This window comes from Cupriavidus sp. DF5525, from assembly GCF_040149425.2.
Classification (GTDB): Bacteria; Pseudomonadota; Gammaproteobacteria; order Burkholderiales; family Burkholderiaceae; genus Cupriavidus; species Cupriavidus pickettii_A.
Genome location: NZ_CP168265.1, coordinates 4218485 through 4239164, shown reverse-complemented (window position 1 = coordinate 4239164; position 20680 = coordinate 4218485). Strand labels below are relative to the sequence as shown.

Genomic DNA, 20680 nt, shown 5'->3' with positions numbered 1-20680 from the left:
GAGTTTGCCCTGCCGCCGCGGAAGCGGGGTCCCTTAGTGGTATGGTTACGGCTTTTCCGGCTTCAGCAATTCCGTTGTCTATGTCGCACGCGCTGGCGATCCTCAAAGATGTCTTCGGCTATCACGCCTTCCGCGGGCGCCAGGCCGAGATCATCGATCACGTCGCTACCGGCGGTGACTGCCTGGTGCTGATGCCGACCGGCGGCGGCAAGTCGCTGTGCTACCAGATCCCGGCGCTGCTGCGCCAGCGCGGCGGCGAGGGTGTTGGCATCGTCGTGTCGCCCCTGATCGCGCTGATGCAGGACCAGGTGGCGGCGCTGACCGAAGCGGGCGTCCGTGCCGCGGTGCTGAATTCGACGCTGAGTGGCTCGGAAGCGTCCGCGGTGGAGCGCGACCTGCTCGCCGGCCGCATCGAGATCCTCTACGTGGCGCCGGAACGGCTGATGACGCCGCGCTTCCAGGATTTGCTCGAACGCATTCGGGTCGGCCTCTTTGCCATCGACGAAGCGCACTGCGTGTCGCAGTGGGGCCATGACTTCCGGCCCGAGTACATCCAGCTGTCCGTGCTGCACGAGCGCTTCCCGTATGTGCCGCGCATTGCGCTGACAGCCACGGCCGACGCGCTCACGCGCAACGAGATCATCGAGCGCCTGGCGCTGGACGACGCCCGCGTCTTTATCTCCAGCTTCGACCGTCCCAACATCCGCTACCGCATCGTCGAGAAAGACAATGCGCGCCAGCAACTGCTGGCCTTCATCAAGGCCGAGCACACCGCGGCTGACGGCACACACGACAGCGGCATCGTTTATTGCCTGTCGCGCAAGAAGGTGGAGGACACCGCGCAGTGGCTGAGCGGGCACGGCATCAACGCGCTGCCGTACCACGCCGGCATGGACGGGCAGGTGCGCCAGCGCCATCAGGCGCGCTTCCGTGAGGAAGAAGGGCTGGTGATGGTGGCGACGATCGCCTTCGGCATGGGCATCGACAAGCCCGACGTCCGCTTTGTTGCCCACCTGGACCTGCCCAAGAGCATGGAAGGCTACTACCAGGAAACCGGCCGCGCCGGCCGAGACGGGCTGCCGGCCAATGCTTGGATGGCCTATGGCCTGGGTGACGTGGTGCAGCAGAAGCGCATGATCGACGAGTCCGAGGCGGACGAGGCCTTCAAGCGCGTGTCGTCGGCCAAGCTCGATGCGCTGCTGGGTTTGTGCGAGACCGCCGGGTGCCGGCGCGTGCGCATCCTGGCTTATTTCGACGAAACCAGCGAGCCGTGCGGCAACTGCGACACCTGCCTCGAGCCGCCCGCTACCTGGGACGGTACCCGCGAGGCGCAGATGGCTCTGTCGTGCGTGTACCGCACCGCGCAGGCCAGCCGCGTGCATTTTGGCGCGACCCACCTGGTCGACGTGCTGCGCGGCAACGCCTCGGAGAAGATCCGGCAGTGGGGCCATGACAAGGTATCGACCTTCGGCATTGGCAAGGATCGGTCGGTGCATGAATGGCACACCGTCTTTCGCCAGCTGATCGCCCAGGGCTGGCTGGTGATCGACCACGGCGGCCACGGCGCGCTGCTGCTAGGCGAGGGCGCGCGCGAGGTGCTCAAGGGCGAGCGGCAGATCATCCTGCGCCGCCAGGCTGCCAAGCCGGGCAAGTCCGGCGAGCGCGCGGCGCGCGGAACCCGCACCGATCACACCGCCGACATGGACGCCGACACCTTGGCCAACTGGGAGGCACTGCGCCGCTGGCGTACCGAGGCCGCGCGCGAGCATGGCGTCCCGGCCTACGTGATCTTCCACGATGCGACGCTGGCTGAACTGGCGCGCACCGCACCCGACTCGCTGTCGGCGATGCAGGGCATTCCCGGGATTGGTGCCTCCAAGCTGGAGCGCTATGGCCAAGGCATTCTGGACACGCTGCGCGGCGTCTAGTCTCAGGCGGCCCCCCGAATGTACAGGTTGGGTATACGACTTGACGGTATACGCTTCCCCTGCTAGAGTGCCAGATTCGAGTTTTTGGCTTTGGATTTCGCTCGCCCGTCGGACATGTGGCTTTCATGCCGCTGCCGGCAAGCCTCCCGGATCGGTTTGATGGACCGGTGGCGGCAGACGCGGGATCCGGGTGCCGGCTCGCGCTCTTTGGCATGCTGTTACCGCACAGTCCCGTCTCCAGAGCGCGTCCGCTCATCTCTCCCGCCCAAAACCCGTAGTTGCCTCTCCTTCCTGGCCCATGCCGGTGCGAGGGGCGTTTTTCGTAAAACCAAGCTGGATTGAACAATGCCAACTATCAACCAACTGGTTCGCAAGCCGCGCGTCTCTGAAGTCGTCAAGAGCAAGAGCCCGGCGCTTGAGAACTGCCCCCAGCGCCGTGGTGTGTGCACCCGCGTGTACACCACGACGCCGAAGAAGCCGAACTCGGCACTGCGTAAGGTTGCCAAGGTGCGCCTGACCAACGGTTTCGAAGTCATTTCGTACATCGGCGGTGAAGGCCACAACCTGCAGGAACACTCGGTCGTGCTGATCCGCGGTGGCCGTGTGAAGGATCTGCCGGGTGTGCGTTACCACATCGTCCGTGGCTCGCTCGACTTGCAAGGCGTGAAGGACCGCAAGCAGGCTCGTTCGAAGTACGGCGCGAAGCGTCCGAAGGCAGCCTAAGCTTAAGCAGCCTGGGTCGGAAAGACCCGAAGCAACAAACGATAGCCTGTGGCGCGAGTCATGGTGCTGTCACCAGGCGGCGGTACAACGGAGCGCCTTTTTGGCAACCGTGCCGTCGAGTAAGTGGTCACCCGGCGAATTTGCTGCAAAAGAATGCAAGCTAGTTGGTGGCCGGAGAGCGGGAACAACTGACCGCGCTCTCAACTGAATCTAAAGGAAAGAAGATGCCACGTCGTCGTGAAGTCCCCAAGCGGGATGTTCTGCCTGATCCGAAGTTCGGCAACGTTGAAGTTGCCAAGTTTATGAACGTGCTGATGCTGGACGGCAAGAAGTCGGTTGCCGAACGTATCGTCTATGGCGCGTTCGACCAGATCGAAAAGAAGGCAGGCAAGGCCCCCATCGAAGTGTTCTCCGTTGCCATCAACAACGTGAAGCCGGTGGTGGAAGTGAAGAGCCGTCGCGTGGGCGGCGCCAACTATCAGGTTCCGGTCGAAGTCCGTCCGTCGCGTCGTCTGGCATTGGCGATGCGTTGGCTGCGCGAGGCCGCGAAGAAACGCAGCGAGAAGTCGATGGCGCTGCGCCTGGCAGGTGAGCTGCTGGAAGCATCGGAAGGCCGTGGCGGCGCAATGAAGAAGCGTGACGAAGTGCACCGCATGGCCGAAGCCAACAAGGCGTTCTCGCATTTCCGCTTCTAAGCGCGCGATAGCGTTTGTTGGTTGCCGGGCGGGCTGTGTTTTTACACATCTCGCCCGTTTGTGTTAGGGGCGCGGGCCATGAGATGCCGGCGCCTCACGGACGAATAGAGGATTAAAGTGGCTCGTAAGACTCCCATTGAGCGCTACCGCAATATCGGTATCTCGGCTCACATTGACGCGGGTAAAACCACCACGACCGAGCGCATCCTGTTCTACACCGGTGTGAACCACAAGATCGGTGAAGTGCATGATGGCGCGGCCACCATGGACTGGATGGAGCAGGAGCAGGAGCGCGGCATCACGATTACCTCCGCTGCTACCACCGCCTTCTGGAAGGGCATGGCCGGCAACTACCCCGAGCATCGCTTCAACATCATCGACACCCCGGGCCACGTGGACTTCACCATCGAGGTGGAGCGTTCCATGCGCGTGCTGGACGGCGCGTGCATGGTGTACTGCGCAGTGGGTGGCGTGCAGCCGCAGTCGGAAACCGTCTGGCGTCAGGCCAACAAGTACGGCGTGCCGCGTCTGGCATTCGTCAACAAGATGGACCGTACCGGCGCGAACTTCTTCAAGGTCTATGACCAGCTGAAGACCCGCCTGAAGGCCAACCCGGTGCCCGTCGTGGTGCCGATCGGCGCTGAAGACGGCTTCCAAGGCGTCGTCGATCTGTTGGAAATGAAGGCGATCATTTGGGACGAAGCCAGCCAAGGCGTGAAGTTCGAATACCGGGACATCCCGGCTGAGCTGCAAGCCACCGCTGACGAATGGCGCGAGAAGATGGTCGAGTCCGCCGCCGAAGCCAGCGAAGAGCTGATGGAAAAGTACCTGGGCGGCGAAGAGCTGACCCGCGCCGAGATCGTCAAGGCGTTGCGTGACCGTACCATCGCCTGCGAAATCCAGCCGATGCTGTGCGGCACCGCGTTCAAGAACAAGGGCGTGCAGCGTATGCTCGACGCCGTGATCGACTTCCTGCCGTCGCCGGTCGACATTCCGCCGGTTACGGGCACGGACGAGGACGACAGCGAGAAGAAGCTCGAGCGCAAGGCTGACGACAACGAAAAGTTCTCGGCACTGGCGTTCAAGATCATGACCGACCCGTTCGTTGGTCAGCTGATCTTCTTCCGCGTCTACTCGGGCAAGATCAATTCGGGCGACACCGTGTACAACCCGGTCAAGAGCAAGAAGGAACGCCTCGGCCGTATTCTGCAGATGCATGCCAACCAGCGCGAAGAAATCAAGGAAGTGCTGGCCGGCGACATCGCCGCTGCAGTGGGTCTGAAGGACGCCACCACGGGCGACACGCTGTGCGATCCGGCTGCACCGATCGTGCTCGAGCGCATGGTGTTCCCGGAGCCGGTGATCTCGCAGGCCGTCGAGCCGAAGACCAAGGCTGACCAGGAAAAGATGGGCATCGCCCTGAACCGCCTGGCCGCTGAAGATCCGTCGTTCCGCGTGCGTACCGATGAAGAATCGGGTCAGACCATCATTTCGGGCATGGGCGAGCTCCACCTCGAAATTCTGGTCGACCGCATGAAGCGCGAATTCGGCGTGGAAGCCAACATCGGCGCGCCGCAGGTGGCCTACCGCGAAACCATTCGCAAGACGGCCGAAGGCGTCGAGGGCAAGTTCGTCAAGCAGTCGGGCGGCCGCGGCCAGTACGGTCACGCTGTGATCACGCTGGAACCGCAAGAGCCGGGCAAGGGCTTCGAGTTCATCGACGCCATCAAGGGCGGTGTGATTCCTCGCGAATACATCCCGGCGGTCGAAAAGGGTATCGTCGACACGCTGCCGAACGGCATCCTGGCTGGCTTCCCGGTGGTGGACGTGAAGGTCACGCTGACGTTCGGTTCGTACCACGACGTGGACTCGAACGAAAACGCGTTCCGCATGGCCGGCTCGATGGCTTTCAAGGAAGCCATGCGCAAGGCCAGCCCGGTTCTGCTCGAGCCGATGATGGCCGTGGAAGTGGAAACGCCGGAAGACTACACGGGTACCGTGATGGGCGACCTGTCGTCCCGCCGCGGCATCGTGCAGGGCATGGATGACATGGTGGGCGGCGGCAAGATCATCAAGGCCGAAGTCCCGCTGTCGGAAATGTTCGGTTATTCGACGTCGCTGCGCTCGGCCACGCAAGGCCGCGCCACGTACACCATGGAATTCAAGCATTACGCAGAGGCACCGAAGAACATCGCCGAAGCCGTGATGACGGCCAAGGGCAAGTAATTGGAAGTTCGCCGCCGCGCCTGCCGGTGCGGCGGCGCGATGAAACAACAAGATTGCATTCCTATCAGGAGCTGAAAAATGGCAAAGGAAAAATTCGAGCGGACCAAGCCGCACGTGAACGTTGGTACGATTGGTCACGTTGACCATGGCAAGACCACGCTGACGGCAGCGATCGCTACGGTGCTGGCTGCGAAGTTCGGTGGTGCCGCCAAAAAGTACGACGAAATCGACGCAGCGCCGGAAGAAAAGGCACGCGGTATTACCATCAATACCGCCCACGTCGAGTACGAAACGGCCAACCGCCACTACGCGCACGTTGACTGCCCGGGCCACGCTGACTATGTGAAGAACATGATCACGGGTGCTGCCCAGATGGACGGCGCAATCCTGGTGTGCTCGGCCGCTGACGGCCCGATGCCGCAAACGCGTGAGCACATCCTGCTGGCCCGCCAGGTTGGCGTGCCTTACATCATCGTGTTCCTGAACAAGTGCGACATGGTGGACGACGCTGAACTGCTCGAGCTGGTCGAGATGGAAGTTCGCGAGCTGCTGTCGAAGTACGAGTTCCCCGGCGACGACACCCCGATCATCAAGGGTTCGGCCAAGCTGGCGCTGGAAGGCGACAAGGGCGAGCTGGGCGAAGTGGCCATCATGAACCTGGCCGACGCCCTGGACAACTACATCCCGACGCCGGAGCGTGCCGTTGACGGTACCTTCCTGATGCCGGTGGAAGACGTGTTCTCGATCTCGGGTCGCGGCACCGTGGTGACCGGCCGTATCGAGCGTGGCGTGATCAAGGTCGGCGAAGAAATCGAAATCGTCGGTATCCGCCCGACCGTGAAGACCACCTGCACCGGCGTGGAAATGTTCCGCAAGCTGCTGGACCAGGGTCAAGCTGGCGACAACGTCGGCCTGCTGCTGCGCGGTACCAAGCGTGAAGACGTCGAGCGCGGCCAAGTGCTGTGCAAGCCGGGTTCGATCAAGCCGCACACCCACTTCACCGGCGAGGTGTACATCCTGTCGAAGGACGAAGGCGGCCGTCACACCCCGTTCTTCAACAACTACCGCCCGCAGTTCTACTTCCGTACCACCGACGTGACCGGCTCGATCGAGCTGCCGGCGGACAAGGAAATGGTGATGCCGGGTGACAACGTGTCGATCACCGTCAAGCTGATCGCCCCGATCGCCATGGAAGAAGGCCTGCGCTTCGCTATCCGTGAAGGCGGCCGTACCGTCGGCGCCGGCGTCGTGGCAAAGATCCTCGACTAAGCACTTCCTGGGACATGCCCGCGGGCATGTCCCCATTTAACTGGGCACGTTGCCCAATCGCTCTTTTAAGGAAATATCATGCAGAACCAGAAGATCCGTATCCGCCTGAAGGCTTTCGACTATCGCCTGATCGACCAGTCGGCCGCCGAAATCGTGGATACCGCCAAGCGTACCGGCGCGATCGTCAAGGGCCCGGTGCCCCTGCCGACCCGCATCCAGCGCTTTGACATCCTGCGTTCGCCGCACGTCAACAAGACCAGCCGCGATCAGTTCGAGATCCGCACTCACCAGCGCCTGATGGACATCGTCGATCCGACCGACAAGACCGTTGACGCGCTGATGAAGCTCGACCTGCCGGCAGGCGTGGACGTCGAGATCAAGGTGTAATCATGCTTCGGGCCGCGCACGCGGCCTGCTGCAGCAGAACGGCGAACCGATGGTTCGCCGTTTTTGTTTTGTGCCGCCAGCTGGCCGGCCCGCACTGGGGCGTTGACCGAGCCCGCCGTTTCCTGCACTAATCGGATAGCCGCTGCGCCCAGCGGTATCACCCGACCGAGATACAGAACGACAAGGAGAGCAGGCAATGGGCCAGACCATCCAGATCCAGACCCCCGAAGGCGGTTTCAGTGGCTATCTCGCCATCCCGGCGACAGGCAAGGGCCCGGGCATCGTGCTGTGCCAGGAGATCTTCGGCGTCAACGCCACCATGCGCGAGGTAGCCGACTACTACGCGGAGGAGGGCTACACGGTGCTGGTGCCGGACTTGTTCTGGCGCATCGCGCCGGGCATCGAGCTGACTGACCGTGGCGAGGATTTCCAGCGCGCGCTCGGCCTGTACCAGCAGTTCGACGAAGCCAAGGGCGTGCAGGACGTGGGTGCGGCGCTCGAGGCGTTGCGGGCCCGGCCGGAATGCGTCGGCCAGACCGGCGTGCTGGGCTTCTGCCTGGGCGGCAAGCTGGCCTACCTGGCGGCCTGCCGGTTGCCTGACGTGGCCTGCGCGGTGGCGTACTACGGCGTCGGCATCGAGCATGCGCTGGGCGAGGCCGACAACGTGCGCGGCCGGTTGGTGTTGCATATTGCAGAGCGCGACGGCTTCTGCCCGCCGCAGGCGCAGGCCGCGATCCGGGCAGCGCTGGCCGGGCGCGAGAACATCGAGGTGTACGTCTACCCCGGCGTCGACCATGCCTTTGCACGCGTCGGCGGCCAGCACTTCGACAAGCCCTCGGCGCTGATGGCGCACCAGCGCTCGATCGCCGCGCTGCGCCGCGAGATGGGCCCGCACTATGACTTCTCGGCACTGTGGGACAAGCATTGCGAGTATGAATTCGCCACGCGCGACGTCGATGCCACCATGGCCACGATGGTGCCGCAGCCCTATGTGAACCATATCCCGACCATGACCGGCGGCGTCGGCTACGCGCAGTTGCGGCGCTTCTACCAGCACCACTTCGTGCACAGCAACCCGCCCGACACCATGCTGATCCCGCTGTCGCGCACGGTCGGCGCGACCCAGATCGTCGATGAGATGCTTTTCTGCTTCACGCATACCTGCGAGATCGACTGGATGCTGCCCGGCGTGCCGCCGACCGGCAAGCGCGTGGAGATCCCGCTGATCGCCATCGTCAAGTTCCGCGGCGACAAGCTCTACCACGAGCACATCTACTGGGACCAGGCGAGCGTGCTGGTGCAGATCGGCAAGCTCGACCCGGCGGGTTTGCCGGTGGCGGGTGTCGAGACGGCGCGCAAGCTGCTGGACGAGGCGCTGCCATCGAACACGCTGATGGAGCGCTGGCAGGAGAGTGCGAACAAGTAGGCGTCAGGGAGCCGGCGCGTTAATCGCGACGCGCCGCCTTCAAGCCGTCTTTTGTGCACATCTGCGTGAATCCTGCCTACAACACCCAGCGGCAAATCGCAATTGCATATTGCACTTCCAAAGGGAGCACGTTATAGTGTAAGGCTACCCGTGTCTCCGGGTAGTGGGTTGGCCGTTTTGGCCTCGCGCAGTCCTTTTGGCGCAGCCCATCCGCGCAAATGCGCAAACACAGTTTTCGTGTATCAATCAGCCCCGGCCAATCGCAGCTGGGAATGGAGCAAACCATGAGCCTTGGCCTTGTAGGTCGCAAGGTTGGCATGACCCGTATTTTCACGGACGACGGTGATTCGATTCCCGTTACCGTGGTCGAGGTCGGCGACAACCGCGTGACGCAAATCAAGACGGACGAGACCGACGGTTATACCGCCGTTCAAGTCACCTTCGGCGCACGACGCGCAAGCCGCGTTACCAAGCCGCTGGCGGGTCATCTCGCCAAAGCCGGCGTGGAAGCCGGCGAAATCATCCGCGAATTCCGTATCGATGCAGCCAAGGCTGCCGAACTGCAAGCTGGCGGTTCGCTGTCGGTCGACCTGTTCGAAGTCGGTCAGAAGATCGACGTGCAGGGCGTGAGCATCGGTAAGGGCTACGCCGGTACCATCAAGCGCTACCACTTCGCCTCCGGCCGTGCCACCCACGGTAACTCGCGCTCGCACAATGTGCCGGGCTCGATCGGTATGGCGCAGGATCCGGGCCGTGTGTTCCCGGGCAAGCGCATGACCGGTCACCTGGGCGATGTCACCCGCACCGTGCAGAACCTGGAGATCGCCAAGATCGACGCAGAGCGCAAGCTGCTGCTGGTCAAGGGCGCCATCCCCGGCTCCAAGGGCGGCAAGGTCATCGTCACCCCGGCCGTCAAGGCCAAAGCCAAAGCTTAAGGAGCGCATGTAATGGAACTCAAGCTCCTCCAGGACAATGGCCAGATCGGCGCAGGCGTTGACGCTTCGCCCGAAGTGTTCGGCCGTGACTACAACGAAGCCCTCGTTCACCAGATCGTCGTCGCTTACCAGGCCAACGCTCGCAGCGGTAACCGTAAGCAGAAGGATCGTGAAGAGGTCAAGCACACGACCAAGAAGCCGTGGCGCCAGAAGGGTACGGGTCGCGCCCGTGCCGGTATGTCTTCCTCGCCGCTGTGGCGCGGGGGCGGCCGTATCTTCCCGAATTCGCCGGAAGAGAACTTCAGCCAGAAGGTCAACAAGAAGATGTTCCGTGCCGGCATGCGCTCGATTTACTCGCAGCTCGCACGCGAAGGTCGTATCAACGTGGTGGACGGTTTCACCGTCGACGCGCCCAAGACCAAGCTCTTGGCCGACAAGTTCAAGGCCATGGGCCTGGACTCGGTGCTGATCATCACCGACAGCCTCGACGAAAACCTCTACCTGGCTTCGCGCAACCTGCCGCACGTGGCAGTCGTGGAGCCGCGCCAGGCTGATCCGCTGTCGCTCGTGCACTACAAGAAGGTGCTGGTGACCAAGGCGGCCGTCGCGCAGATCGAGGAGTTGCTGAAATGACGCAAGTAGCCAAGAACGATCATCGTTTGATGCAGGTGCTGCTCGCGCCGGTGGTTTCCGAAAAGGCAACCCTGGTCGCCGACAAGAATGAACAAGTCGTGTTCGAAGTGGCCCGCGATGCCAACAAGGCAGAAGTGAAGGCCGCCGTCGAACTGCTGTTCAAGGTCGAGGTGCAGTCCGTTCAGATCCTGAACCAGAAGGGCAAGCAGAAGCGCTTCGGCCGTTTCATGGGCCGTCGCAACCACGTGAAGAAAGCTTACGTGTCGCTGAAGCCGGGTCAGGAAATCAATTTTGAAGCGGAGGCCAAGTAATCATGGCACTCGTCAAGACCAAGCCGACTTCCCCGGGTCGTCGCTCGATGGTGAAGGTGGTCAACAAGGACCTTCACAAGGGCACCCCGTACGCGCCGCTGCTGGAAAAGCAATTCCAGAAGTCGGGCCGTAACAACAATGGTCATATCACCACCCGCCACAAGGGCGGTGGTCATAAGCACCACTACCGCGTGGTCGACTTCAAGCGCAACGACAAGGACGGCATCCCCGCCAAGGTCGAGCGCCTGGAATACGATCCGAACCGCAGCGCCAACATCGCGCTGATCGTGTTCGCCGACGGCGAGCGCCGCTACATCATCGCCACCAAGGGCATGGTTGCCGGTCAGCAACTGCTGAACGGTTCGGAAGCGCCGATCAAGGCCGGTAACAACCTGCCGATCCGCAACATTCCGGTCGGTACCACGATCAACAACGTGGAAATGCTGCCGGGCAAGGGTTCGCAGATCGCGCGTGCCGCCGGCGGTTCCGCCGTGCTGCTGGCTCGTGAAGGCCTGTACGCTCAGGTTCGCCTGCGCTCCGGTGAAGTGCGCCGCGTGCACATCGAGTGCCGCGCCACCATCGGTGAAGTGGGCAACGAAGAGCACAGCCTGCGCGTCATCGGCAAGGCCGGCGCGACCCGCTGGCGCGGTATCCGCCCGACGGTCCGTGGTGTCGTGATGAACCCGGTCGACCACCCGCACGGTGGTGGTGAAGGCAAGACCGCCGCTGGTCGCGATCCGGTTTCGCCGTGGGGTACCCCGGCCAAGGGTTACCGTACCCGCAGCAACAAGCGCACGGACAGCATGATCGTCCAGAAGCGCCACAAGCGTTAATCGGTAGGTAGGAGCTAAAGATATGACTCGTTCCGCTAAAAAGGGTCCGTTCTGCGACGCCCACCTGCTGAAGAAGGTGGAAGTCGCATCGAGCGGCAAGGACAAGAAGCCCATCAAGACTTGGTCGCGTCGCTCGACCATTCTGCCGGAGTTCATTGGCCTGACGATCGCCGTTCACAACGGCCGTCAACACGTGCCGGTGTACGTTACGGAAAACATGGTTGGCCACAAGCTCGGTGAATTTGCGATTACCCGCACGTTCAAGGGCCACGCGGCTGACAAGAAAGCGAAGAGGTAAGGTGCCATCATGGAAGTGAAAGCGATTCATCGCGGTGCCCGCATCTCCGCCCAGAAGACGCGCCTGGTCGCTGACCAGATCCGTGGTCTGCCGATCGAGCGCGCGCTCAATGTCCTGACGTTCAGCCCGAAAAAGGCTGCCGGGATCGTGAAGAAGGTGGTCGAATCGGCCATCGCCAACGCTGAGCACAACGAAGGCGCCGACATCGACGAGCTCAAGGTCAAATCGATCTACGTCGACAAGGCGACCTCGCTCAAGCGCTTCACCGCACGGGCGAAGGGCCGCGGCAACCGCATCGAGAAACAAACCTGTCACATCACTGTGACGCTCGGCAACTAAGGAGTCACGATGGGACAGAAGATTCATCCGACTGGCTTCCGCCTGGCTGTCAGCCGTAACTGGGCTTCGCGCTGGTACGCCAGCAACACGAAGTTCGCCGGCATGCTGAAGGAAGACATCGAAGTTCGGGACTTCCTGAAGAAGAAGCTGAAGAACGCATCGGTTGGCCGCGTCGTGATCGAGCGCCCCGCCCGCAATGCCCGCATCACCATTTACAGCTCGCGTCCGGGCGTGGTGATCGGCAAGAAGGGTGAGGACATCGAACTGCTGAAGGCCGAACTGCAGCGTCGCATGGGCGTGCCCGTGCACGTGAACATCGAGGAAATCCGCAAGCCGGAAACCGATGCTCAGCTGATCGCCGATTCGATCACCCAGCAGCTCGAGCGCCGCATCATGTTCCGCCGCGCCATGAAGCGCGCCATGCAGAACGCGATGCGCCTGGGCGCCCAGGGTATCAAGATCATGAGCGCCGGCCGTCTGAACGGTATCGAAATCGCACGTACCGAGTGGTACCGCGAAGGCCGTGTGCCCCTGCACACCCTGCGCGCCGACATCGACTACGGCTTCTCCGAAGCAGAAACCACCTACGGCATCATCGGTGTCAAGGTGTGGGTCTACAAGGGTGATCACCTCGGCCGCAACGAAGCGCCGGTGGTGGAAGAGCCGCAAGACGATCGCCGTCGTCGCCCGGGTCGTCCGGAAGGCCGCCGCCGTGAAGGCGAAGGCCGCCCGGGTGGCAACCGTCGCGGTGGCGCCGGTGCAGGTGCCGGTCGCCGCGGTGCGCCTGGCGATGCGAAGAGTGGAGAATAACGATGCTGCAACCTAAGCGCAGAAAATACCGCAAGGAGCAGAAAGGCCGCAACACGGGTAAGGCTACCCGTGGTAACGCCGTGTCTTTCGGCGAATTCGGCCTGAAGGCCATGGGCCGTGGCCGTCTGACGGCTCGTCAGATCGAGTCGGCACGTCGTGCGATGACCCGCCACATCAAGCGTGGCGGCCGCATCTGGATCCGGATCTTCCCGGACAAGCCGATCTCGAAGAAGCCCGCCGAAGTCCGTATGGGTAACGGCAAGGGCAATCCGGAATACTACGTGGCTGAAATCCAGCCGGGCAAGATGCTGTATGAAATGGATGGCGTGAGCGAAGAGCTGGCGCGTGAGGCGTTCCGCCTCGCGGCCGCCAAGCTGCCGATCGCCACCAATTTCGTGGTGCGCCAGGTCGGGACGTAAGGAGAGCAGGAATGAAAGCATCCGAACTTCGCGGCAAGGACGCCGCCGGGCTGAACCAGGAGCTCTCCGAGCTGCTGAAGGCCCAATTTAGCCTGCGCATGCAAAAGGCGACCCAACAGCTGCAGAACACCAGCCAGCTGAAGAAGGTCCGCAAGGACATCGCGCGCGTGCAAACCGTGCTGACTCAAAAGGCAAACGCGAAATGACTGAAGCTGCACAAACGGAAAAGTCGCTTCGCCGTACCCTGGTCGGCCGTGTCGTGAGCGACAAGATGGACAAGACCGTTACGGTCTTGGTGGAAAACCGCGTCAAGCATCCCCTGTACGGCAAGTACGTGCTGCGTTCCAAGAAGTACCACGCACACGACGAAGCCAACCAGTACAAGGAAGGCGACAAGGTCGAAATCCAGGAAGGCCGTCCGCTGTCGCGGACCAAGTCCTGGGTGGTTTCCCGGCTGGTAGAGGCTGCACGCGTCATCTAAGAACAACACGTTCTTAGCTTGACTTGCAAGTCCAGGGTTATGTAGCTATAATCCTGGACTTCCGCTTTATTGCGTTCGCCTTAGCTGTACCACCCGGGCGGGCCTGTTGAGCGAGCCAGGGCCAGGCGGCCTCGACGATCTGTCGGGATTGCCAGGTTCCTACCGACTTCAAAGTTGATCAACCCAGACGGTGCTGGCGCAAGGCCGGAGCCGACGGGACCAAGACTGACCGACGGGCGCTATCGCACCTGGCGGATTAAGTTGGGAAGACAAACACCATGATTCAGACAGAAAGCCGGCTCGAAGTGGCCGATAACACTGGTGCGCGCGAAGTGCTGTGCATCAAGGTGCTGGGTGGCTCCAAGCGCCGCTACGCAAGCGTTGGCGACATCATCAAGGTGACCGTCAAGGACGCAGCGCCGCGCGGTCGCGTGAAGAAGGGCGACATCTACAACGCCGTCGTCGTGCGTACCGCCAAGGGCGTGCGCCGGGCTGACGGTTCGCTGATCAAGTTCGACGGCAACGCCGCCGTCCTGCTGAACAACAAGCTCGAGCCGATCGGCACCCGTATCTTCGGGCCGGTGACTCGTGAACTCCGTACCGAGCGCTTCATGAAGATCGTGTCGCTCGCTCCGGAAGTGCTGTAAGGAGCCGCCATGAACAAGATTCGCAAAGGCGACGAAGTCATCGTGCTGACCGGCAAGGACAAGGGCAAGCGCGGTACCGTGCAAGCCGTCCTCGGCGACAAGGTTGCGGTGCAAGGCGTGAACATCGCCAAGAAGCATGCCCGCCCGAACCCGATGCTGGGCACTACCGGTGGCGTGGTCGACAAGGTCATGCCCCTGCATATTTCCAACGTTGCGCTCGTGGATGCCAATGGCAAGCCGTCGCGCGTCGGCATCAAGGTGGAAGACGGCAAGCGCGTGCGCGTGCTGAAGACCACTGGCGCCGTCGTGGCAGCTTGATTCTGGGCACGTATAGGAGTTGAGCATGGCAGCACGTCTGCAAGAGTTTTACAAAGAACAGGTTGTGCCGAAGCTGATCGAGCAGTTCGGCTACAAGTCGGTCATGGAAGTGCCGCGCATCACCAAGATCACCCTGAACATGGGCCTTGGCGAAGCGATCAATGACAAGAAGATCATTGAAAACGCCGTCGGCGACCTGACCAAGATCGCCGGTCAGAAGCCGGTCGTGACGAAGGCCAAGAAGGCCATCGCCGGCTTCAAGATCCGCCAGGGCTACCCCATCGGTGCGATGGTGACCCTGCGCGGCGAGCGCATGTTCGAATTCCTCGATCGTTTCGTCACCGTGGCCCTGCCGCGCGTGCGTGACTTCCGTGGTGTGTCGGGCCGTTCGTTCGACGGTCGTGGCAACTACAACATCGGTGTGAAAGAGCAGATCATTTTCCCCGAAATCGAGTACGACAAGATCGACGCACTGCGTGGTCTGAACATCAGCATCACGACGACGGCAAAGAACGACGAGGAAGCCAAGGCACTCCTCGGTGCGTTCAAGTTCCCGTTCCGCAATTAAGGGGTAACCGTGGCTAAACTGGCTCTGATTGAACGTGAGAAGAAGCGCGCCAAGCTGGTGGCGAAGTATGCCGCCAAGCGCGCCAACCTCAAGGCCATTATTGACGACCAAGAGAAGTCGGAAGAAGAGCGTTACAGCGCGCGTCTCGAGCTGCAACAGCTCCCGCGCAACGCGAACCCGACTCGCCAGCGTAACCGCTGCGCGATCACCGGTCGTCCCCGCGGTACCTTCCGCAAGTTTGGCCTGGCGCGTAACAAGATCCGCGAAATCGCCTTCAAGGGCGAAATCCCGGGTCTGACGAAAGCCAGCTGGTAATTACGCACAGGCTACAGGAGAAACAGTATGAGCATGAGCGATCCTATCGCCGATATGCTGACGCGCATCCGCAACGCCCAGGGCGTGCAGAAGGCGTCGGTTGTCATGCCGTCGTCGAAGCTGAAAGTGGCAATCGCCAAGGTCCTGAAGGACGAAGGCTATATCGACGACTACGCCGTCCAGGAAGATGGCGGCAAGGCACAACTGAGCATCGGCCTGAAGTACTACGCCGGCCGTCCGGTGATCGAGCGCATCGAGCGCGTCTCGAAGCCCGGTCTGCGCGTGTACAAGGGCCGCAGCGACATCCCGCAAGTGATGAACGGCCTGGGTGTGGCGATCATTTCGACCCCGCAGGGTCTGATGACCGACCGCAAGGCTCGCGCCACTGGCGTGGGCGGCGAAGTTCTCTGCTACGTCGCTTAAGGAGAGAACCATGTCCCGTGTAGGTAAGGCTCCCATCGCGCTCCCCAAGGGCGCGGAAGTGAACGTGGCGGCTGGCGTGCTCTCCGTGAAGGGCCCGCTCGGTACGCTGTCGCAGCCGATTCACAGCCTGGTCAAGGTCAATGTCGAGAACGACACGCTGACCTTCAGCCCGGTTGACGATTCGCGTGAAGCAAACGCTCTGCAGGGCACCATGCGTGCTCTGGTGGCCAACATGGTCAAGGGCGTAACCACCGGTTTCGAGCGCAAGCTGAACCTCGTCGGCGTGGGCTATCGTGCCCAGCTGCAAGGCGCTGCGCTGAAGCTCCAGCTTGGTTTCTCGCACGACGTGATCCATGAGATGCCGGAAGGCGTGAAGGCGGAAACGCCGACGCAGACCGAGATCATCATCAAGGGTGCGGACAAGCAGAAAGTCGGTCAGGTTGCCGCGGAAGTTCGCGCGTACCGTCCGCCCGAGCCCTACAAGGGCAAGGGTGTACGCTACTCGAACGAGCGCGTCATCCTGAAGGAAACCAAGAAGAAGTAAGGGGTGCAATGATGAACAAGAAAGACGCTCGTTTGCGCCGTGCACGTCAGACCCGCGCCAAGATCGCGGAGATGAAAGTCAATCGTCTGACCGTGTTCCGTACGAATTCGCATATTTACGCCCAGGTCTTCTCGGAGTGCGGCACCAAGGTGCTGGCTTCGGCTTCGACCGCAGAGGCAGACGTCCGCAAGGAACTGACCGGCAATGGTGCTACCACCGCTGCCGCGACCGCGGTCGGCAAGCGCATCGCCGAAAAGGCGAAGGCTGCCGGCGTGGAAACCGTCGCGTTCGATCGCGCCGGCTTCCGCTTCCACGGTCGCGTGAAGGCATTGGCTGACGCTGCCCGCGAAGCCGGCCTCAAGTTCTAAGCGCACAAAGAGAGATACGTCATGGCAAAGATGCAAGCAAAAGTCCAGCAGGACGAACGCGACGACGGCCTCCGCGAGAAGATGATCTCGGTCAACCGCGTCACCAAGGTGGTGAAGGGCGGCCGGATTCTCGGTTTCGCTGCGCTGACCGTGGTTGGTGACGGCGATGGCCGCATCGGCATGGGCAAGGGCAAGGCCAAGGAAGTGCCCGTCGCCGTTCAGAAGGCAATGGACGAAGCCCGTCGCAAGATGGTCAAGGTCTCGCTGAAGAACGGCACGCTACAACATGAAGTCGTTGGCAAGCACGGCGCCGCCAAGGTGCTGATGATGCCCGCCAAGGAAGGTACCGGCGTGATCGCCGGCGGCCCGATGCGCGCGATCTTCGAAGTGATGGGCGTCACCAACGTGGTGACCAAGTCGCACGGCTCCACCAACCCGTACAACATGGTTCGCGCCACGCTGGACGGCCTTCAGAAGATGAGCACGCCGGGCGAAATCGCCGCCAAGCGTGGCAAGTCGGTCGAAGACATCCTGGGTTAAGGTGAACGCAATGTCGCAGAAAACCGTAAAAGTGCAACTCGTGCGCAGCCTGATCGGCACGCGCGAGGATCATCGCGCCACCGTTCGTGGCCTGGGCCTGCGCCGCATCAACTCGGTGTCGGAGCTGCAGGACACGCCCGCCGTGCGCGGCATGATCAACAAGGTCTCGTACCTGGTCAAGGTTCTGGCCTGATACCGGGAACTCGGAGAGCAACATGCAACTGAACAACCTGAAACCGGCCGCCGGTTCGAAGCACGCCAAGCGTCGCGTCGGCCGCGGTATCGGCTCCGGCCTGGGCAAGACTGCCGGTCGCGGTCACAAGGGTCAGAAGTCGCGTTCGGGCGGCTTCCACAAGGTGGGCTTCGAAGGCGGTCAAATGCCGCTGTATCGTCGTCTGCCGAAGCGCGGCTTCACCTCGCTGACCAAGGCGTTCACCGCCGAAGTCACGCTGCGTGACATCGAGCGCCTGGAAGCGGCCGAAGTCGACCTGCTGGTCCTGAAGCAAGCTGGCCTGGTGGGCGAGCTGGTCAAGAGCGCCAAGGTCATCAAGGCTGGCGAACTGACCCGCAAGGTGACGATCAAGGGTCTGGGCGCCACCGCTGGCGCCAAGGCCGCGATCGAAGCCGCCGGCGGCCAGATCGCAGCCTGACAGGCATTTATCGCAGCATAGGCAGTCATAGTCGGAGCATCGTTTGGCCACGGCGAAACCCAATGCAAGCGCGCAAGCCAGGAACACGGCGAAGTACGGCGACCTCAAGCGCCGGCTGATGTTCCTGGTGCTGGCCCTGATCGTGTACCGCATCGGCGCTCATATTCCGGTGCCCGGTATCGATCCGGAGCAGCTTGCGAAGCTTTTCCAGAGTCAGTCGGGTGGCATCCTCGGGATGTTCAACCTGTTCTCGGGCGGGGCGCTGTCGCGCTTTACCGTCTTCGCGCTCGGCATCATGCCGTACATCTCGGCGTCGATCATCATGCAATTGCTGACGATCGTGCTGCCGCAGCTGGAAACGTTGAAGAAGGAAGGGCAGGCAGGGCAGCGCAAGATCACGCAGTACACGCGCTACGGCACGGTGGTCCTGGCCACGTTCCAGGCGCTGTCGATTGCGGTGGCGCTGGAGTCGCAGCCTGGGCTGGTGCTGGATCCGGGCCTGATGTTCCGGGCCACGGCGGTGATCACGCTGGTGACCGGCACGATGTTCCTGATGTGGCTGGGTGAGCAGATCACCGAGCGTGGTCTGGGCAACGGCATCTCGATCATCATTTTCGGCGGTATCGCGGCGGGCCTGCCCAACGCGATCGGCGGACTGTTCGAACTGGTCCGCACGGGTTCCATGAGCATCATCGCGGCGATTTTCATCGTGGCGATCGTGATCGGTGTGACCTTCGCCGTGGTGTTTGTCGAGCGGGGCCAGCGCAAGATCCTGGTGAACTATGCCAAGCGTCAGGTCGGCAACAAGGTGTACGGCGGCCAGTCGTCGCACCTGCCGCTGAAGCTGAACATGGCAGGGGTGATCCCGCCGATCTTCGCATCGTCGATCATCCTGTTCCCGGCGACGATCGCGGGCTGGTTCACGTCTGACTCGACGGGCATGGTTGGCGGGTTCATCAAGGACCTGGCTGCCACGCTGTCGCCGGGCCAGCCGGTCTACATCCTGCTGTACGCTGCTGCGATTGTATTTTTCTGCTTCTTCTATACGGCGCTGGTGTACAACAGCCGTGAAGTGGCAGACAACCTGAAGAAAAGCGGTGCCTTCATTCCGGGCATTCGTCCGGGCGAGCAGACGACGCGCTATATCGACAAGATTCTAGTGCGCCTGACGCTGGCTGGTGCGGTCTATATCACACTGGTCTGCCTGTTGCCGGAATTCCTGGTGCTGCGGTGGAACGTTCCGTTCTACTTTGGCGGAACCTCGCTGCTGATCATCGTGGTCGTCACGATGGACTTCATGGCTCAGGTTCAGTCTTACGTGATGTCGCAGCAATATGAGTCGCTGCTGAAGAAGGCGAATTTCAAGGGCAATCTGACCTTGCGCTGACTTCGGATCGGTACAGGCTAGGTATGGCAAAAGACGACGTCATCCAGATGCAGGGGGAGGTCCTGGAAAACCTTCCCAATGCGACGTTCCGGGTCAAGCTGGAAAATGGCCATGTAGTACTGGGCCATATCTCCGGCAAGATGCGAATGAACTACATCCGGATTCTTCCGGGTGACAAGGTGACGGTCGAGCTAACCCCATATGATCTGTCGCGCGCACGAATCGTCTTCCGGACGAAGTGAGCGAACAGGAATTGAAGGAAGAGGAAAAATCATGAAAGTGCTGGCTTCTGTTAAGCGCATTTGCCGCAACTGCAAAATCATCAAGCGCAACGGTGTCGTGCGCGTGATCTGCTCGTCGGATCCCCGCCACAAGCAACGCCAAGGCTAATCGGAAAGAGGATTGACGAATGGCACGTATCGCAGGGGTTAACATCCCGAACCACAAGCACACCGAAATCGGCCTGACGGCCATTTATGGTGTCGGCCGCTCGCGCGCTCGCAAGATTTGCGAGGCCACCGGTGTACCGTTTGACAAGAAGGTCAAGGATCTGACCGACGCCGACCTGGAAAAGCTTCGTGACGAAGTGGGCAAGGTCACGGTCGAGGGTGACCTGCGTCGTGAAACCACGATGAACATCAAGCGTCTGATGGACCTTGGTTGCTATCGTGGCATGCGTCACCGCAAGGGCCTGCCCATGCGCGGCCAGCGTACCCGGACCAACGCCCGCACCCGCAAGGGTCCGCGCAAGGCCGGCGTGGCTCTGAAGAAGTAAAGCCGAAGGCAGAGGAAGAAACTAATGGCAAAAGGTCCGAATAACGCCGCACGCGCGCGTAAAAAGGTCAAGAAGAACGTTGCCGACGGCATTGCGCACGTCCACGCCTCGTTCAACAACACCATCATCACGATCACCGACCGCCAGGGCAACGCCCTGTCGTGGGCGACCGCCGGTGGCCAGGGCTTCAAGGGTTCGCGCAAGTCGACCCCGTTCGCTGCCCAGGTTGCTGCCGAGAACGCCGGCCGTGTGGCGCAAGACCAGGGTATCAAGAACCTGGAAGTGCGCATCAAGGGCCCGGGCCCGGGTCGTGAATCGGCTGTCCGCGCGCTGAACGCGCTGGGCATCAAGATCGCGATCATCGAAGACGTCACGCCGATTCCGCACAACGGCTGCCGTCCGCCGAAGCGCCGCCGCATCTAAGGCGCTGGC

The 20680-nt window shown here is 61.9% G+C and carries 32 protein-coding genes; all 32 read left to right on the top strand.

Annotation, left to right across the window (positions count from 1 at the left end):
- The first annotated feature begins 80 nt into the window (after positions 1–80).
- The 32 genes from recQ to rpsK all read left to right on the top strand — a co-directional run bounded on the left by recQ (position 81) and on the right by rpsK (position 20671).
- Positions 81–1928 (top strand): DNA helicase RecQ, encoded by a 1848-nt coding sequence (recQ, locus tag ABNX08_RS19835; protein WP_022536866.1) that lies wholly within the window; start codon positions 81–83, stop codon positions 1926–1928.
- 345 nt (positions 1929–2273) lie between these two features.
- Positions 2274–2651, top strand: a complete 378-nt coding sequence (rpsL, locus tag ABNX08_RS19830) for a 30S ribosomal protein S12 (RefSeq protein ID WP_010810460.1) — start codon at positions 2274–2276, stop codon at positions 2649–2651.
- A gap of 224 nt (positions 2652–2875) precedes the next feature.
- Complete coding sequence (rpsG, locus tag ABNX08_RS19825; protein ID WP_010810459.1) at positions 2876–3346, top strand: 30S ribosomal protein S7; 471 nt, start codon at positions 2876–2878, stop codon at positions 3344–3346.
- 117 nt (positions 3347–3463) lie between these two features.
- Positions 3464–5572, top strand: coding sequence for an elongation factor G (gene fusA / locus ABNX08_RS19820; protein WP_022536865.1), 2109 nt, complete (start codon positions 3464–3466; stop codon positions 5570–5572).
- Between the two features lie 78 nt (positions 5573–5650).
- Positions 5651–6841 carry an elongation factor Tu gene (tuf, locus tag ABNX08_RS19815; RefSeq protein WP_022536864.1) on the top strand — a complete coding sequence of 397 codons (1191 nt, stop codon included), beginning with the start codon at positions 5651–5653 and terminating at the stop codon, positions 6839–6841.
- 78 nt (positions 6842–6919) lie between these two features.
- Complete coding sequence (gene rpsJ, locus ABNX08_RS19810; protein WP_006160488.1) at positions 6920–7228, top strand: 30S ribosomal protein S10; 309 nt, start codon at positions 6920–6922, stop codon at positions 7226–7228.
- Between the two features lie 196 nt (positions 7229–7424).
- Positions 7425–8654 (top strand): dienelactone hydrolase family protein, encoded by a 1230-nt coding sequence (locus tag ABNX08_RS19805; protein WP_022536863.1) that lies wholly within the window; start codon positions 7425–7427, stop codon positions 8652–8654.
- A gap of 284 nt (positions 8655–8938) precedes the next feature.
- The gene (rplC, locus tag ABNX08_RS19800; RefSeq protein WP_013958246.1) at positions 8939–9589 is read left to right on the top strand and encodes a 50S ribosomal protein L3; all 651 of its coding nucleotides are present in this window, start codon (positions 8939–8941) and stop codon (positions 9587–9589) included.
- Positions 9590–9601: 12 nt separating this feature from the next.
- On the top strand, positions 9602–10222 hold the full coding sequence (rplD, locus tag ABNX08_RS19795) for a 50S ribosomal protein L4 (protein WP_022536862.1): 621 nt from the start codon (positions 9602–9604) through the stop codon (positions 10220–10222).
- Positions 10219–10533 carry a 50S ribosomal protein L23 gene (gene rplW, locus ABNX08_RS19790; protein ID WP_006576245.1) on the top strand — a complete coding sequence of 105 codons (315 nt, stop codon included), beginning with the start codon at positions 10219–10221 and terminating at the stop codon, positions 10531–10533. Before rplD ends, rplW begins: the two co-directional genes overlap by 4 nt.
- Positions 10534–10535: 2 nt before the next feature.
- Positions 10536–11366: a 50S ribosomal protein L2 gene (gene rplB / locus ABNX08_RS19785; RefSeq protein ID WP_022536861.1), complete on the top strand. Its 831-nt coding sequence runs from the start codon at positions 10536–10538 to the stop codon at positions 11364–11366.
- 22 nt (positions 11367–11388) lie between these two features.
- Positions 11389–11664 carry a 30S ribosomal protein S19 gene (gene rpsS / locus ABNX08_RS19780; RefSeq protein ID WP_010812394.1) on the top strand — a complete coding sequence of 92 codons (276 nt, stop codon included), beginning with the start codon at positions 11389–11391 and terminating at the stop codon, positions 11662–11664.
- A 9-nt stretch (positions 11665–11673) separates the two neighbouring features.
- The gene (rplV, locus tag ABNX08_RS19775) at positions 11674–12003 is read left to right on the top strand and encodes a 50S ribosomal protein L22 (RefSeq protein ID WP_003271370.1); all 330 of its coding nucleotides are present in this window, start codon (positions 11674–11676) and stop codon (positions 12001–12003) included.
- 9 nt (positions 12004–12012) lie between these two features.
- On the top strand, positions 12013–12813 hold the full coding sequence (rpsC, locus tag ABNX08_RS19770; RefSeq protein WP_022536860.1) for a 30S ribosomal protein S3: 801 nt from the start codon (positions 12013–12015) through the stop codon (positions 12811–12813).
- 2 nt (positions 12814–12815) lie between these two features.
- Positions 12816–13232: a 50S ribosomal protein L16 gene (gene rplP, locus ABNX08_RS19765; RefSeq protein WP_006576240.1), complete on the top strand. Its 417-nt coding sequence runs from the start codon at positions 12816–12818 to the stop codon at positions 13230–13232.
- A gap of 11 nt (positions 13233–13243) precedes the next feature.
- Entirely contained in the window at positions 13244–13438 is a 195-nt protein-coding gene (gene rpmC / locus ABNX08_RS19760) for a 50S ribosomal protein L29 (protein ID WP_010812390.1), read from the top strand.
- A complete protein-coding gene (gene rpsQ / locus ABNX08_RS19755) occupies positions 13435–13713 on the top strand; it encodes a 30S ribosomal protein S17 (RefSeq protein WP_010812389.1) in 279 nt (92 codons plus the stop codon). The genes rpmC and rpsQ overlap by 4 nt, the downstream gene beginning before the upstream one ends.
- A 278-nt stretch (positions 13714–13991) precedes the next feature.
- Entirely contained in the window at positions 13992–14360 is a 369-nt protein-coding gene (rplN, locus tag ABNX08_RS19750) for a 50S ribosomal protein L14 (RefSeq protein WP_010812388.1), read from the top strand.
- Positions 14361–14369: 9 nt separating this feature from the next.
- Complete coding sequence (rplX, locus tag ABNX08_RS19745) at positions 14370–14678, top strand: 50S ribosomal protein L24 (RefSeq protein ID WP_010812387.1); 309 nt, start codon at positions 14370–14372, stop codon at positions 14676–14678.
- A 25-nt stretch (positions 14679–14703) separates the two neighbouring features.
- Positions 14704–15246, top strand: a complete 543-nt coding sequence (gene rplE / locus ABNX08_RS19740) for a 50S ribosomal protein L5 (RefSeq protein WP_010812386.1) — start codon at positions 14704–14706, stop codon at positions 15244–15246.
- Positions 15247–15255: 9 nt separating this feature from the next.
- A complete protein-coding gene (gene rpsN / locus ABNX08_RS19735; protein ID WP_010812385.1) occupies positions 15256–15561 on the top strand; it encodes a 30S ribosomal protein S14 in 306 nt (101 codons plus the stop codon).
- A gap of 27 nt (positions 15562–15588) precedes the next feature.
- Complete coding sequence (gene rpsH / locus ABNX08_RS19730; RefSeq protein WP_010812384.1) at positions 15589–15984, top strand: 30S ribosomal protein S8; 396 nt, start codon at positions 15589–15591, stop codon at positions 15982–15984.
- Positions 15985–15994: 10 nt separating this feature from the next.
- Positions 15995–16528: a 50S ribosomal protein L6 gene (gene rplF / locus ABNX08_RS19725; RefSeq protein ID WP_022536859.1), complete on the top strand. Its 534-nt coding sequence runs from the start codon at positions 15995–15997 to the stop codon at positions 16526–16528.
- An 11-nt stretch (positions 16529–16539) separates the two neighbouring features.
- Positions 16540–16896 carry a 50S ribosomal protein L18 gene (rplR, locus tag ABNX08_RS19720; protein WP_026201241.1) on the top strand — a complete coding sequence of 119 codons (357 nt, stop codon included), beginning with the start codon at positions 16540–16542 and terminating at the stop codon, positions 16894–16896.
- Positions 16897–16917: 21 nt separating this feature from the next.
- Complete coding sequence (gene rpsE / locus ABNX08_RS19715) at positions 16918–17436, top strand: 30S ribosomal protein S5 (RefSeq protein ID WP_006160449.1); 519 nt, start codon at positions 16918–16920, stop codon at positions 17434–17436.
- Between the two features lie 10 nt (positions 17437–17446).
- Entirely contained in the window at positions 17447–17629 is a 183-nt protein-coding gene (gene rpmD, locus ABNX08_RS19710) for a 50S ribosomal protein L30 (protein ID WP_010812381.1), read from the top strand.
- 22 nt (positions 17630–17651) lie between these two features.
- Positions 17652–18086, top strand: coding sequence for a 50S ribosomal protein L15 (gene rplO, locus ABNX08_RS19705; RefSeq protein WP_022536858.1), 435 nt, complete (start codon positions 17652–17654; stop codon positions 18084–18086).
- Positions 18087–18129: 43 nt separating this feature from the next.
- A complete protein-coding gene (gene secY, locus ABNX08_RS19700) occupies positions 18130–19473 on the top strand; it encodes a preprotein translocase subunit SecY (protein WP_022536857.1) in 1344 nt (447 codons plus the stop codon).
- A 23-nt stretch (positions 19474–19496) separates the two neighbouring features.
- Entirely contained in the window at positions 19497–19715 is a 219-nt protein-coding gene (gene infA, locus ABNX08_RS19695) for a translation initiation factor IF-1 (protein ID WP_010812378.1), read from the top strand.
- 31 nt (positions 19716–19746) lie between these two features.
- Entirely contained in the window at positions 19747–19863 is a 117-nt protein-coding gene (gene rpmJ, locus ABNX08_RS19690; RefSeq protein WP_008642959.1) for a 50S ribosomal protein L36, read from the top strand.
- Between the two features lie 19 nt (positions 19864–19882).
- Entirely contained in the window at positions 19883–20248 is a 366-nt protein-coding gene (rpsM, locus tag ABNX08_RS19685) for a 30S ribosomal protein S13 (protein ID WP_010812377.1), read from the top strand.
- Between the two features lie 24 nt (positions 20249–20272).
- Positions 20273–20671, top strand: a complete 399-nt coding sequence (gene rpsK / locus ABNX08_RS19680; protein WP_010812376.1) for a 30S ribosomal protein S11 — start codon at positions 20273–20275, stop codon at positions 20669–20671.
- The last annotated feature ends 9 nt before the right edge of the window (positions 20672–20680 follow it).